This window comes from Aeromonas sp. TS_SC_11, assembly GCF_057318915.1.
This window is the reverse complement of record NZ_CM170470.1, coordinates 93,860-107,490: the sequence shown is the minus strand read 5'-3', so window position 1 is coordinate 107,490 and position 13,631 is coordinate 93,860. Positions and strand designations below refer to the sequence as shown.

Annotated in this window: 9 protein-coding genes, 5 tRNA genes and 1 riboswitch; of the genes, 7 read left to right on the top strand and 7 right to left on the bottom strand. The window is 60.1% G+C overall.

What is annotated here, in order from left to right; translation table 11 throughout:
- Positions 1-172 precede the first annotated feature (172 nt).
- The 6 genes from gltX to AC1P02_RS00470 all read left to right on the top strand — a co-directional run bounded on the left by gltX (position 173) and on the right by AC1P02_RS00470 (position 2,427).
- Positions 173-1,588 carry a glutamate--tRNA ligase gene (gene gltX, locus AC1P02_RS00495; RefSeq protein ID WP_485183560.1) on the top strand — a complete coding sequence of 472 codons (1,416 nt, stop codon included), beginning with the start codon at positions 173-175 and terminating at the stop codon, positions 1,586-1,588.
- A gap of 271 nt (positions 1,589-1,859) precedes the next feature.
- Positions 1,860-1,935 (top strand) — tRNA-Ala (locus tag AC1P02_RS00490).
- 28 nt (positions 1,936-1,963) lie between these two features.
- Positions 1,964-2,039 (top strand) — tRNA-Ala (locus tag AC1P02_RS00485).
- Positions 2,040-2,103: 64 nt separating this feature from the next.
- Positions 2,104-2,179, top strand: a tRNA-Ala gene (locus tag AC1P02_RS00480).
- 48 nt (positions 2,180-2,227) lie between these two features.
- A tRNA-Ala gene (locus tag AC1P02_RS00475) sits at positions 2,228-2,303 on the top strand.
- Positions 2,304-2,351: 48 nt separating this feature from the next.
- A tRNA-Ala gene (locus tag AC1P02_RS00470) sits at positions 2,352-2,427 on the top strand.
- Positions 2,428-2,568: 141 nt separating this feature from the next.
- Here AC1P02_RS00470 and AC1P02_RS00465 read toward each other — a convergent pair.
- A complete protein-coding gene (locus tag AC1P02_RS00465) occupies positions 2,569-4,713 on the bottom strand; it encodes an ExeM/NucH family extracellular endonuclease (protein ID WP_485183558.1) in 2,145 nt (714 codons plus the stop codon).
- Positions 4,714-5,009: 296 nt separating this feature from the next.
- Positions 5,010-5,095, top strand: a riboswitch (cyclic di-GMP riboswitch).
- 115 nt (positions 5,096-5,210) lie between these two features.
- Here AC1P02_RS00465 and AC1P02_RS00460 point away from each other — a divergent pair.
- The gene (locus tag AC1P02_RS00460) at positions 5,211-8,243 is read left to right on the top strand and encodes a glycosyl hydrolase family 18 protein (RefSeq protein ID WP_485183556.1); all 3,033 of its coding nucleotides are present in this window, start codon (positions 5,211-5,213) and stop codon (positions 8,241-8,243) included.
- Positions 8,244-8,538: 295 nt separating this feature from the next.
- Here the strand turns inward: AC1P02_RS00460 and AC1P02_RS00455 are convergent, their stop codons facing one another.
- The 6 genes from AC1P02_RS00455 to AC1P02_RS00430 all read right to left on the bottom strand — a co-directional run bounded on the left by AC1P02_RS00455 (position 8,539) and on the right by AC1P02_RS00430 (position 13,585).
- The gene (locus tag AC1P02_RS00455) at positions 8,539-9,774 is read right to left on the bottom strand and encodes a tetratricopeptide repeat protein (protein WP_113719966.1); all 1,236 of its coding nucleotides are present in this window, start codon (positions 9,772-9,774) and stop codon (positions 8,539-8,541) included.
- An 11-nt stretch (positions 9,775-9,785) separates the two neighbouring features.
- On the bottom strand, positions 9,786-10,421 hold the full coding sequence (locus AC1P02_RS00450) for an energy transducer TonB (RefSeq protein ID WP_005317900.1): 636 nt from the start codon (positions 10,419-10,421) through the stop codon (positions 9,786-9,788).
- 16 nt (positions 10,422-10,437) lie between these two features.
- Positions 10,438-10,845 carry an ExbD/TolR family protein gene (locus tag AC1P02_RS00445; RefSeq protein WP_005317897.1) on the bottom strand — a complete coding sequence of 136 codons (408 nt, stop codon included), beginning with the start codon at positions 10,843-10,845 and terminating at the stop codon, positions 10,438-10,440.
- Between the two features lie 67 nt (positions 10,846-10,912).
- Positions 10,913-11,440, bottom strand: a complete 528-nt coding sequence (locus AC1P02_RS00440; RefSeq protein ID WP_005317894.1) for a MotA/TolQ/ExbB proton channel family protein — start codon at positions 11,438-11,440, stop codon at positions 10,913-10,915.
- Between the two features lie 10 nt (positions 11,441-11,450).
- Complete coding sequence (locus AC1P02_RS00435) at positions 11,451-12,824, bottom strand: MotA/TolQ/ExbB proton channel family protein (RefSeq protein ID WP_058393675.1); 1,374 nt, start codon at positions 12,822-12,824, stop codon at positions 11,451-11,453.
- Entirely contained in the window at positions 12,821-13,585 is a 765-nt protein-coding gene (locus AC1P02_RS00430; RefSeq protein ID WP_005317887.1) for a DUF3450 domain-containing protein, read from the bottom strand. The genes AC1P02_RS00435 and AC1P02_RS00430 overlap by 4 nt, the downstream gene beginning before the upstream one ends.
- Between the last annotated feature and the right edge of the window lie 46 nt (positions 13,586-13,631).

Here is a 13,631-nt window from a genome sequence, read left to right as displayed (position 1 = left end):
TCGGTTTTGCGATCCCCCTCAAATATCAGGCTGCAGGCGGCCGGGCAGCAAATTTAACCCCCTACTTTAGCCCGCAACGGCCTCATGGTTTTCCCATCCGGGATTCTGAGTGCTAAAATGCGACGGTTTTTTCTAACGAATTGGCCCAAGGCCCTCTACACAAGGCTTAAAGATGAAAGTCAAAACCCGTTTTGCTCCCAGCCCGACCGGCTTTTTGCATGTCGGCGGTGCCCGTACCGCACTCTATTCCTGGTTGTTTGCAAAGAGCCAGGGCGGTGAGTTCGTGCTGCGTATTGAGGATACCGACCTGGAACGTTCCACTCAGGAGGCGATCGACGCCATCATTGAGGGCATGGAATGGCTGGAGCTGAACTGGGATGAGGGCCCCTACTACCAGACCAAGCGTTTCGACCGCTACAACGGCATCATCGACGAGATGCTGACCGATGGCCGTGCCTACAAGTGCTACTGCTCCCGTGAGCGCCTGGACGCGCTGCGCGAAGGCCAGATGGCCAGCGGCGAGAAGCCCCGCTATGACGGCAAGTGCCGTGATGCTGCTCACGATCACCCGGCCGATGCGCCGCACGTTATTCGCTTCCGCAACCCGACCGAAGGCTCAGTGGTATTCGATGACCACGTCCGTGGCCGCATCGAGTTCGCCAACACCGAGCTCGACGATCTCATCATCCGCCGCACCGATGGCGCGCCGACCTACAACTTCTGCGTGGTGGTCGATGACTGGGACATGGAGATCACCCACGTGGTGCGTGGTGAAGACCACATCAACAACACCCCGCGCCAGATCAACATCTACAAGGCGCTGAACGCACCGGTGCCGGAGTTTGCCCACGTCTCCATGATCCTGGGCGACGACGGTGCCAAGCTCTCCAAGCGCCACGGCGCTGTGTCCGTGATGCAGTACCGTGATGACGGCTACCTGCCGGAAGCGCTGCTGAACTATCTGGTGCGTCTGGGCTGGTCCCACGGTGATCAGGAGATCTTCACCCTGGACGAGATGATCAAGCTGTTCAGCCTGGATGCCATCTCCAAATCCGCCTCCGCCTTCAACACCGACAAGCTGTTGTGGCTGAACAACCACTACATGCGCAGCCTGGATCCGGCCTATGTGGCCAAGCATCTGGCCTGGCACATGGAAAACCAGAAGATTGACACCAGCAAGGGCCCATCACTGCCAGAAGTTGTTACTCTGCTGGCCGAGCGCTGCAACACTCTGGTAGAGATGGCCGCCCAGAGCCGCTATCTGTTCGAAGATTTTGAGGCGATCGACGAAGCGGCTGCCAAGAAGCACCTGCGCGGCGTCGCTGCCGAGCCGCTGGCGCTGGCCAAGGCCAAGCTGACTGCGCTGGACACCTGGACCACCGAAGCGCTGCACGAGCTGATTGAAGCCACTGCCGCCGAGCTGGGTCAGGGCATGGGCAAGGTCGGCATGCCGCTGCGCGTGGCCGTGACCGGTCTGGGTCAGTCCCCTGGCATCGACGCCGTGATGGCGCTGGTGGGTAAAGAGCGTGTGCTGACTCGCATCGATCGCGCGTTGGCGTATATCGAAGCGCGCATGGCCGCCGAGTAAGTCGCCTGCTGCCGCGACGGGTCGCAGCCGGATAAATTGTTTTCCGCTGACAATAAAGGGCTCCCGCAAGGGAGCCTTTGCTTTTCGCGGTTAACCAGATTTGTGACATAAAACAGCGAGATAGCGGCAAGGTTGCCGGTAAAAACAGCTAACTGCTTGAATTTTGACTAAACGCTCCAGCCGGTGTTATTTTTGGGTTGACAGCAAAGCGGGTGATGCCTATCATGCGCCTCCGTTGCCGGAGATAACTTCGTCAGCACCGAGGTGAGTTGGGGTTATAGCTCAGCTGGGAGAGCGCTTGCATGGCATGCAAGAGGTCCGCGGTTCGATCCCGCGTAGCTCCACCAAATTCTCCTCGAACAATCTGGAATCAAAGGGGTTATAGCTCAGCTGGGAGAGCGCTTGCATGGCATGCAAGAGGTCCGCGGTTCGATCCCGCGTAGCTCCACCAGGTTCCTGATTGAAGATAAAGTACCCAGGGCAGTGCGGTGTGTATCACCCATGCCGACCTTTGTGGGGTTATAGCTCAGCTGGGAGAGCGCTTGCATGGCATGCAAGAGGTCCGCGGTTCGATCCCGCGTAGCTCCACCACTATTTGCGACAGATGGCCGCCAGAACCATTTGTTGAGTACGAAATTCGGGGTTATAGCTCAGCTGGGAGAGCGCTTGCATGGCATGCAAGAGGTCCGCGGTTCGATCCCGCGTAGCTCCACCAATATTTACGACAGATGGCCGCCAGAACCATTTGTCGAGTACAAAATTTGGGGTTATAGCTCAGCTGGGAGAGCGCTTGCATGGCATGCAAGAGGTCCGCGGTTCGATCCCGCGTAGCTCCACCACATTCTTGTGACAAGAAGCCAAAAGGCCACCGTTATCGCGGTGGCCTTTTTGTTTTGGCTCATTTTGTTGGCGTCCGGTCGTCTCCTGTCCGTAAAAAAGCCCGCATCGCAGCGGGCTTTTGGCATGATGGCACAGCCGCATCAGTTGCGGCGACGACGCCAGGCCAGGGGCAGCAGGGCCAGCAACAGGGCGCTCATGGCACCACCACCGCCGTTGCTCTCTTCCTTCAGCTTGAGGTCGACGATGATGGGATCATGGTCGGAGGCGCTGAACGGATTGTCGGACTTGATCATGTCACCGCTGAAATCACGTCCGTACTCGAACAGGTTGCTCTCGAACGAATTGATGTGCCAGTCTGCGACCGCGATTACCTTGCTGGCCAGTGCCGGGTTGGCGAGGGCATAGTCCAGGGTGCCGAGTTCGGCCTCGTAGCTGTAGGAGATAGCCTTCTCCTTGTTGAACCTGACATTCATGTCGATCAGGCCATAGCTCTTGCTCACTTCGCTGCCCGTCTGTTCATAGACTTGCTCGCCGAGGAAGGTCCGGGAGGCGGAGACTATTTTGCGCTGACCTTCGGTCGGCACATAGTCGGTCAGCACCCGGATCGCATCTTCCCTGGCGTAGGAGTTGAGGTCACCCACCAACATGACCATACCCGGCAGCGTGTTCACCGCTTCGCCCAGCACCTTGGCAGCACTGACCCGGAACTCGGTACACTTGCCCTGCAGATCGGCCGGCTCCTTGCCGTCCAGGTTCTCCAGGCAGCCGGATCCCTTGGATTTGAGGTGGTTGACCACCAGGGTCAGCGGCTCCTTGCTGCCCTCGACGGTGAAGCTCTGCACCAGGGAGTCACGCTGGGAGGCCTGTTTCTCGACTCCTTTCGCATCCTGGTATTTCTGTACCGGCAGCGTGATGACGCTGGCATCCCCCTGCGGCGTCAGCTTGGCGGGCCGGTAGATCATGGCCACCATGATGGCGTCGCCGCCGAAGAAGCGCTCGTCGCCAAGCCGCGCCTTGGGCAGGGCCACGAAGGCGTACTGTTTGTCGGCTTCCTTCTGTTGGGCGTTGAGGCTTTGCACCAGATCACTGATGGCGGAGTGGCTGTCAAAGCCGTTGTTCTCCATCTCCATCAGGCCGAGCAGATCGGCATCCATCTCAGTGATGGCGTTGACTATCTTGGCGCGCTGTTTCTGGAAGTCCTCCAGGTTTTTGGCGCCGCGGTTGCAGCCCTTGGCGCTGTCCGCATCCGCCTGATCCTTGCACAGCACATTGAGGGCCCCCCCCACGCTGGAGTGGCTGGTGAAGTAGTTGAGCACGTTGAAGCTGCCGATACGCAAGTCGGTGCCATCGGCACGGGCCGGTGCGCTCTGGCGATCGTTATCGCCGGTGCGCAGCAGATCGCCGGCGGTGATCACCTGATCCTGCGGCACTATCAACCGGTATTCGTTGTAGCTGTAGCCCACCAGCGCATCCAGATTGACCGGGGCATCGCCGATGCGCAGATAACCCTGCTCCGGATCCCAGCCCGGCAGCCAGGGCAGTTTGCCATCGGCGGCCTTGAAGTCAGACTCGAGGAATACCCGGTTGCGGGCGTTGGCCCTGGCCAGCGCCTTGGCTTCCTTGCTGTCGGCATCGTGCAACTGGGTCGGCTTCATCAGCGGTGCCTGGTGGGAGAGCACCAGATTGTTGCGCCGGGCGGCGTAGTCATAGCTGAAGTTGCGGCTTACCTTGAGCGCGCTGTCAGCATCGAGGCGTACCCGCATCCCTTCGTGACGCTCCAGTGCCCGGGCCAGGGTCTCGTTTTCCAGTACCCGCAGCGGCACGGCGGCAGGCACAGAGCCCTGAGCGAGAACCTGCAGACGCGGGGCGCTGCTGTCAACGACCGGCTTGAGCTGGGTGTGGTTGTAGTACTCCTCGACCTTGGCCTCCAGACAGACTTCGGCACCCGGCTTGATGTCCGGGTACTTGCTGGCGAAGTTTTTGTCGTTGAGGTAGACGAAGATGCCATCCGACGTCTGGGGATTGTCATCCCCTTGCAGATCCTGCAGGTAGAAACCCTTGTTGAGACTCTCACCAAGTGCCGTGACCACCGCCTTGACCGTGACGCTCTGGGCACTCTCGAACTTGCCATCGGGGATGAGGGGACTCTTGCCACCAATGCCCTGAATGACGGGGATGGGAGTGAGGGCACTGTCAGCCGGGCAGCTGAAGCTGGCGGCATGGACGGACGGGGACGCGAGCGCAAGCCCCACGGCCAGTGACAGCAGGGTACGTGTTCCTTTCATAACGGTTCCTTTTTTATTTTTTGCCAGTGTTTCCATAGCCTTGGCAGCTTGACCAAGGGCGCGCATTGTCACATTTCTGGCACGTCATACCAGTGAGCCAACGCACATTACCGGGATGCAAATGAGGGCAGTGCTGGTTTTTTTGACCTGACTAACGTTATGAAATTAATGACAAAATCATTAATTCACTGTTCTCGGGAAAGTGTGATCTGGCTTGCATCCACATATTTTTCTTCGAGAATGAAGATTGAGACTCTGCTGGTTGATTCCTATACTCGGCTTGTTCCTCACGGAACCCAGGTAAAGGGCAAACCGGTCGAAATGCCGGGACGCAATGCCTCCGGTCTCCAGATCAGTCGATCCAGATAGCGGGGCTTCCCAGGGTGAAGGTGGTGTTTGTGGCACGTCCATTGCCAGTTGTCTGCTCCCATCACGCCGGTTGCGCTTGTTCTTTGCCCTGGTGACCAATGCCAAGACAAAACAAGGAAGATAACAATATGCAACAGACCTTAAGGCCCAGCAGGCTTGCCATGCTGGTGGCCCTGGCTGCCATGCCCGCTTGGGCACAAGCCGCTTATCCCGCCTATCAGGCCGGCACCGCTTACAAGGCTGGCGATGTGGTCAGCAACGCAGGCGCTCTCTACGAATGCAAAGAATTTCCCTACTCCGGCTGGTGCGGGGCATCCCCCTATCACTATGCCCCCGGTGTGGGTGCTGTCTGGGCTGATGCCTGGAAGCTGTTCAACGACGGCGGCACGACTCCGGGCCTTGGGCTGGCAATCAGTTCGCCCGCTCTTGGTAGCGTTTTCAACGAAGGTGTACCCGTGGCCCTGGCGGTCACCCTGAGCGGCAACAGCAGCGCCCTGGTCAAGGTCGAGTATCTGATCGATGGTCAGCCGGTGGCGGTGAGCAGCGGGGCCCCCTGGTCGGCCAGCTGGGTCGCTACCGGTGTCGGCCCCCATCAACTCAAATCTCGTGGGCTGGACAAGAATGGCACAGTGCTGAGCGAGGCGGATGCCAGCTTCAGCGTCAATGCCGTAGTCGCGCCAGAGGCGCCCGGGGTGAGCATCAGCAGCCCGGCCAATGGCGCCAAGGTAACTCTGGGGCGTAGCGTGGCGGTCAGTGGCAATGTCACCGATGCCAACAATGACGTGGCCAGGGTCGAGCTCTATGTGGATGGCAAGAAAGTCGGTGAAGACGTCAGCGCCCCCTGGCAGGTGAGCTGGACGCCCCAGAGCAAGGGGGCTGCCGCCCTCAAGCTGGTGGCGACCGACAAGGAAAATCTGGTGGGCGAGTCTGCCCAGGTCGATGTGCAGGTGGAAGAGGCGGCGCTGCCGCCCACCGGTGGCAACCTCTCTTGTGACATTCGCCAGATCTATCGCCCGGACGGTTACGAGTGCATGGGGGATGACCACGCCCGCCGGGTGATCGGTTACTTCACCTCCTGGCGCACTGGCAAGAATGGCCTGCCCGCCTACCTGGTGAACGACATCCCTTGGGACAAGCTCACCCATATCAACTACGCCTTCGCGGCTGTGGACGAGCAGAGTCACCAGATCAAGGTGGATGATGCAGCCACCAAGCTGACTTGGGATGGTGTGCCGGGCGCCGAGATGGATCCCGAATTCGCCTATCAGGGCCACTTCAACCTGATCTCCAAGTACAAGAAGCAGTATCCGGACGTGAAGACCCTTATCTCGGTAGGGGGCTGGGCCGATACCCGCGGCTTCTACACCGCCACCACCAAGGGCGACTGCTCGGTCAATACCGCCGGCATCAACGCCTTTGCCGATTCGGCGGTGAGTTTCATCCGCCAGTACGGTTTCGATGGGGTGGATGTGGACTACGAGTACCCCACCTCCATGAAGGATGCAGGCAACCCCAACGACTTCCCGCTCTCCAACCAGTGCCGTGCCAAGCTCTTTGCCAACTACGAGGTGCTGATGAAGACACTGCGGGCGCGGCTCGACAATGCCGGTACCGAGGATGGACGCAAGTACATGCTGACCATTGCCTCACCGGCGTCAGCCTACCTGCTGCGCGGCATGGAGAACTTCCAGGTCACCCAGTATCTGGATTACGTCAATCTGATGACCTATGACTTCCACGGTGCCTGGAACCACTTTGTCGGTCACAACGCGGCCCTGTTCGACAACAATGCCGATCCCGAACTCTCCCACTGGGGCGTATATAATCAGGCCCAGTTTGGCGGTATCGGTTACCTCAACGCCGCCTGGTCGGCCCACTACTTCCGCGGTGCGCTGGCGGCCGGCAAGATCAACGTGGGTGTGCCCTATTACACCCGCGGCTGGCAGGGGGTGAGCGGTGGCAGTCACGGTCTGGGTGGCAAGGCGGCCCTGCCGAGCCAGAACGAGTGTCAGCCGGGCACCGGTGGCAGTACGATTCCGTGCGGCAATGGTGCGGTCGGCATCGACAACATCTGGCATGATCTGGACAAGAACGGCAAAGAGATCGGCGGTGGCGCCGTGCCCATGTGGCATGCCAAGAACCTAGAGAACGCGGCCAGCCTGGGCATCACAACGTTGCCAAGTTACGGCACTGCCTGGGGTCTGGATCCCAACAACCCGGCCCACGTGATGCAGGGCAAGTACGTCCGTTACTACGATGACAAGGCGCAGGCGCCCTGGCTCTGGAACGAGGAGAAGAAGGTGTTCCTCTCCACCGAAGATGAAGAGTCCATGGGTCACAAGCTGGACTACATCATCAAGCGCGGGTTGGGTGGCGTCATGTTCTGGGAGATGGCGGGCGACTACGCCTTCGATCCGGCCAAGAACGAGTACGGCATGGGCAGCACTCTGACTACGCTTGCCTACGAGAAGTTTGCCAAGGCAACTCCGTACAACAACAAGCAGAATGATCTGGCCGCGCCGAGTGCCCAGCTCGACATCCAGGTCAGCCTCTCCGGCTTCAAGGAAGGTGACTCCAACTACCCGATCAACCCGAAACTCAAGCTGGTCAACAAGTCGACCCAGACTATTCCGGGCGGCGCTCGCATCGAGTTTCTGATGCCGACGTCCACCTCTGACACCATCACGGATCAGAGTGGCATGGGGCTGAAAGTGGTGGAGAGCGGTGGCAACGACAACTCGGAGGGCATTGCCAACGAGAAGGACTTCCACAAGGTCGCCATGAACCTGCCGAGCTGGCAGACCCTGGCGCCGGGCGCTGAAGTTGAAGTCGCCATGACCTACTACCTGCCCGCCGCCGGCGTGCCGAGCGGCATGCGTATCATCAGCGGCAGCCAGACCATAGGTCTCAAGGCCGAGTTCCCGACCCTGCCAGAGGCCGTACTGGGCTCGGGCGGTGGTGAGAACCCGGGCGGCGCCACCTGCAGCAGCCAGAACGTCAATCCGGCGGCCTACAAGGCCTACCCGACCTGGCCGCAAGGGGATCACGCAGGTGGTGGCGATCGCATCACCCATAACAAGGTGGTGTGGCAGGCGAATTGGTGGACCAGCAGCGAGCCCAAGGCAACCGATGGCAGCTGGAAGCTGGTATGCAGTTACTGATGGTGCAACGGAGCGGGCGCGGCCGACACCCTCACCGGTGAGGTAATGCCCGTATCCATGAATGACCCAATCCGGAGCCCAGGCTCCGGATTTTTTATGACGGCATATATAAAGAGGAGGTCGCAGGCATAAAAAAGACCGCTCCGGGGAGCGGCCAATTGCCACCAAGGCAAGCGGTGGGGCGAACCCCTTGTGGTATGAAACGGGGGCGGGGAGGGCGCCCGCACCCGTTTCGCGTCATTGAGCCTTGACCTCGACCCGGGAGTGAATGGCCGGGGCCAGTGCACTCGGGCACTTATTGAGTGACGGCACCGCCCTGTTGCTCCTTGAGGAAGCTTATCCAGGGGGAGGCACGGCCACTGACGTTGCCATTCTGGGCTGCCTGGGTGAAGGCGTTCAATGCTTCCTTCGGTTTTTGCTGCTCAAAATAGGCGACTCCGGTCAGGAATTTCAGGTCGGCGCGTTGCTCACCATTGGCATTGGCGGCCGGCTTGGCGGCCAGGGCCACCAGATCCTGATAGCGTTTGCTCTGGATCATCATGCGCGCCATCTTGAGCTGCAGCTCGGCACTGGGGGCCATCTTGTAGGATTTGGCCAGTGTATCGATGGCCGGATCCAGCTCCTTGGCCTGGTGCCAGTAGTTGGCCAGTGTCTTGTAGTTGGCCGCACTGCTCTCGATGCTTCCCTCCTTCATCGCCTTCTCCATCACGCGAGCGGCGCGGTGGGGAATGCCGGCAAAGGCCAGGTAGTTGGCGAGACGCTGCAATTCGGCCGACTCGGTCAGCATGCCGAGGTTGTAGGCCGATTCGAGCGCCGCCAGCGCCTTGGCATCGTTGCCCGCCTGCATGTGCATGGCGGAGAGCTGGGTCCAGTACTTCTTCTTCTCCGGGAACTTGTCCACCAGAGCGGTCAGCACCTCTGTGGCCGGCTTGTACTGTTTCAGTTCGTAGTGCGCCGCCATCTTGAGCAGATACCAGGACTCCGGTGCCTTGCCCGCTGACAGCTTGATGGCCTGATCCACCGCAGGGATGGCCTCTCGATACTGCTTGAGCTGCACATGGGCGTTGGCCAGGGTGATGTAGGCGTGCGGGGTCGGTTTCTCATCCTTGCCGAGACTCGCAAACCACTGGTTCATGGTGCTGATGGAACCCTTGAAGTTTCCCTCCGCCATGTAGAGCTGGGCCAGGTTGTAGCGCACCTGTTGTGCCACGGGTTGTGGCAGGCCGCCGGTGGCGATGGCCTCGGCGAAATACTTGGTCGCCTGACCGTATTTCTCCTGCTGGGCGGCCACGAAGCCGAGGGTCTGCAGTATCACCCCCTTGTCGTAGACCCGCTCGCCGGCACCGGACAGCGCCTCCTGCAGCTTGGCATTGGCCTCGCCGTATTTCTTCTCTGTGATCAACGCCTGCGCCTTGTTGACCGCGCGGTAGGCACGGTCAGACAGGGCTGGCTGCTCGGCGGCCCAGCTGGCGGTGCTGAGCAGCACCGCCATGGCAACCGGGGCGAGGATCAGGGTGTGTAACTTTTTCATCGCCACCTTCCTTAGTTGGTCGCAAACTCGATTTCTTGCTGCATGCGACTGGCTTGCGGCTTGCCATCGACCATGGCCGGCTTGAACGTCCACTTGGTGATGGTCTTGCGCGCTTCCTTGCCGAGGTCATAGCTGCGCGGCTCTTCCTTCACGATGCGGATATTGCTGACGGTGCCGCGTTCGGTCACGGTGAACTCCACCAGTACCTTGCCGGAAGCGAGCCCAGCCAGCGCCGCCTTGCGGGGCATCATGGGTTCGAAGGTCGCCAGCGGAATGGCACCGTTGTTGCCACCCATGCCGCCACCACCGCCGCCCGTGCTGTAGGCACCGAGGGCATTGCCGCCCCCTATGTTGACCGGGATGTCGAGTTTGGGCATGTCCATGGGCGAGCTTTCCATCTGCGGCCTGTCCGTACTGGCCACTTCCATCTCGGGAGGGGGAGGCGGGCGGTTCGGCGGCGGCGGCTTGGGCAGCTCCCGTTGTTTCTCTTGCAGCGTCTCCTGGGGCTTGAGGCGGATGAAGTCGGTCATGCTGACGTCTTCGGATTCCACCAACTCCCGGTGATCCGGTGTGATCAGCTTGTTCATTCCCAGAAACAGGAAGAACACCACCACACAGGAGACAGCTAACGATATCAGGTATCTCATGGCGCTCGCTCCGGCATCAGCTGCTCTTGTCTGCCGCGATGGAGATGCTTTGGACACCGGCCATGCGGATCTGATCCATGACCTGGACCACCAGACCTGAACGGGATTCGGTGTCGGCCTGGATCACCACGGCGCTCTCCGGGTTCTCGGCCCGCAGCCGTTCGATGTTGGCGCGCACGGCACCCACTTCGACGATGCGCTTGTCGACCCAGACCTGACCATTTTCGCGAACCGCGACCATGATGTTCCCCTTCTTCACCGTCTCGGCCGTGCTTGCGCTCGGGCGGTTGATCTCCACGCCGGACTCCTTGACGAACGAGGTGGTGACGATGAAGAAGATCAGCATGATGAACACTATGTCCAGCATGGGGGTCAAATCGATAGCCGCCTCGTCAGCACCGCTGTCGCTGTAACGTTTTCTCATAGCAGAAACTCCTTGCTTGTTCTGTGCCCCCAGCAGGCCATGCCTCGCCGGGGGTATGCATCCTGCATCAACCGTGTTTCAGGTTGTCTTCCAGCTTTTGCACCGCCAGTTTGGCTTTGTGATCGAGCTGGTTGACAAAAAACAGGCCGGAAAGGGCGGCAATCATGCCCGCCATGGTCGGTACCGTCGCCTTGGAGATCCCTGATGCCATGGCGCGTGGGGAACCCGTGCCTGTGATGGCGAGGGTGTCAAACACCTGCACCATGCCGACCACGGTTCCCAGCAGCCCCATCAGTGGACAGAGGGCGATCAGCACCTTGATGACCGGCATCCCCTTGTCCACCGCCATGGAGACTCGCGACACCAGTTCACGCCGGATCTGTTTGGCAGACCAGGAGAGATGATCGCTGCGTGCCAGCCAGGCCGTCTTGGTCTGCTTCACCTGCTTGGGGTAGACCGCCATGAAGTAGAACCAGCGTTCCAGCAGCAGGGCCCACATCATCAGGGTGAGGAAGAACAGGGCGACCAGTACGTCGCCCCCCAATCCCAGAAACCGGCGGACCGACTCGACTTCTTCAATCAACCAGAACCACATGGAAGACTCCTTACGCTGCTGCTTTGGTGGCGTGCAGGCTTTCCTGATAACGGGCGACGAAACCAGCGCTCTGCTCTTCCAGCACCTGGATCAGACGACGGCTCTGGGTCTGCACTATGGTGTAGAGGAACAGCATGGGGACCGCGACCACCAGACCCTGCATTGTGGTGACCAGGGCCTCGGAGATACCGCCAGCCATCAGCTTGGGATCGCCGGTACCGAACAGGGTAATGGCCTGGAAGGTGGCAATCATGCCGACCACTGTCCCCAGCAGACCCAGCAGGGGGGCAACCGAGGCGATCAGCTTGATGATGCTGATGCCCTTTTCGAACTTGGGCACGTTGCGCAGTATGATCTCGTCCAGCTTGGATTCCAGATCCTCTATGTTGTCACCACGATGGCTCTGGTAAGCCCCCAGCATCTCGCCGATGGGGTTGCCCTTGATGATCTGGTCGGATTTCAGCTGCTTGCGCATGGATCCGCCGATGAGGGACAGGCGAGCACCACAGAACAGGGCCAGCAGGGTACCGAGCACGCCGAGAACCATGATGACGTAACCTACCTCGCCCCCCTGATCGATCCGCTCTTTCAAGGTCGGAGACTGCACCAGCAGAGAGAGGATCACGCCGCGAGACGGGTCGACGAAGATGGGCTTGACGCCACCGTCACCCTGCTCAAACTCGGCAATCGGTTCCAATACGCCTTTGTCGGGTTGACGGGGCAGCTGTTCGAACTTGCCGGTTTCCGGCACGAAAGTAAGGTACTTGCCTTCGGAGACGGTATTGAACTCACCAATCTGGGTAACGGTTTTGTCGGCCTGGTTGCCCTCGCCGTACACCACGGTCGCCGGTATCTGACTCACCTTGCCACCGTCGACCATGCGGCCCAGAGTAGTGGTCCAGAAGGCGGTCAGGTCGTCGCTGGAGGGGAGCTCCTTGCTCTCGGCCAGACGGGTCAGCAACGCGGCCTGCTCAGGGTGCTCGACCCGGCGGGCGGAGGCGTTGAAGATCCCCTTGAACTCACCTGCAAACTGACGGAGCACGCCAAACATCTCGCCCATGTTGCCGGAACGCTGGCGCAGGGTCTCGGTCAGTTCGGTCAGTTGCTTGTCATTGGCATCGAAGGTGGCCTTGAGCTGCTCGCCCTTGGCGGTTTCGGCGGCGAGCTCGGCCTTGGCCTTGGCCAGCAGGGCCCCTTGCTCGTTCTTGTCTGCCAGGAAGCGGGCTTCCCGCTCCTTGTTGAGCTGGGATTCACTCAGGCTGGATGCCTTGACCTGACTCAGCAGAGCGTTCAAGTCCACCGGTTTTTCGGCTGCGGTCACCGGCAGGGTGATCAGGGTGGCTCCCGCGATCAGGGAGGCAATGGCGAGTTTGATTCCTTTCATGATGCTTTCTCCGCAGTTTGAACCGGCAGCTTGATGAGCGCGGGCGGTGCCTGCTTCTTGGCGATACGCAAGCCCTGTTCGACTGCACTGCGATACTCCTGGGGCAAGGCTTCCCACTGACGAGTCTTCTTGTTCCACATGCCTGTCTCGTTACCATCCGGGGACTGGTAGAGCAGGGCGATGCGGCCGACACGCAGGAACTCGTAGGTTTTCTCGCTGCCATCCTTGTCCAGACTGGCCTTGTAGGCCTCTATGGTGCGACTGAAGCCCTCCTCGATCTGGTAGGCCTCCAGGATCTTGCGGTACTTCTCGGAAATGGTGACATCGGCCCGGTTCATCAGGTCGGTCAGGGCCGCCACGCGGTCCTCCCGTTCTACCTTCTGGAACGGCAGATCCAGCGATACAAACTGCTCGAGGGAGTCGATCATCTTGAGCATCAAGGGCACCACTTCGGTGCTGGTCTGATCGATCTGGGCAATCTGGCGCTGCATCGAGGCCAGCTCGCTGCTCTGGGAGTCGACCATCTTGCCCACTTGCTCGTTGTAAGCGCGCAGGCTGTCGACCTGGCGCAGGGCGGCCTTGTACTGTGCCAGGGCAGACTCGGCAGACTCGGCGTAGTTGTCGATCTTCTGCTGGGAGACTTTGGATGCATTGTCGGTGGCGGCTTGAGCGTCCACTGCCTGACCGGCAGAGGCGGCACTCAGATTGAAGCTGGTCAGCAAGGCAGCGGATACCAGGCTGCCGAGGAGCGCTTTCTTCATTTTAATAGTCCTTGTCTTCATAGGATTACCCTATCTCCGTAACTTC

Coding starts and splice junctions, on each gene's coding strand:
- gltX (WP_485183560.1), top strand. CDS start 173: ATGAAAGTCAAAACCCGTTTTGCTCCCAGCCCGACCGGCTTTTTGCAT.
- AC1P02_RS00465 (WP_485183558.1), bottom strand. CDS start 4,713: ATGAAAGGAACACGTACCCTGCTGTCACTGGCCGTGGGGCTTGCGCTC.
- AC1P02_RS00460 (WP_485183556.1), top strand. CDS start 5,211: ATGCAACAGACCTTAAGGCCCAGCAGGCTTGCCATGCTGGTGGCCCTG.
- AC1P02_RS00455 (WP_113719966.1), bottom strand. CDS start 9,774: ATGAAAAAGTTACACACCCTGATCCTCGCCCCGGTTGCCATGGCGGTG.
- AC1P02_RS00450 (WP_005317900.1), bottom strand. CDS start 10,421: ATGAGATACCTGATATCGTTAGCTGTCTCCTGTGTGGTGGTGTTCTTC.
- AC1P02_RS00445 (WP_005317897.1), bottom strand. CDS start 10,845: ATGAGAAAACGTTACAGCGACAGCGGTGCTGACGAGGCGGCTATCGAT.
- AC1P02_RS00440 (WP_005317894.1), bottom strand. CDS start 11,440: ATGTGGTTCTGGTTGATTGAAGAAGTCGAGTCGGTCCGCCGGTTTCTG.
- AC1P02_RS00435 (WP_058393675.1), bottom strand. CDS start 12,824: ATGAAAGGAATCAAACTCGCCATTGCCTCCCTGATCGCGGGAGCCACC.
- AC1P02_RS00430 (WP_005317887.1), bottom strand. CDS start 13,585: ATGAAGAAAGCGCTCCTCGGCAGCCTGGTATCCGCTGCCTTGCTGACC.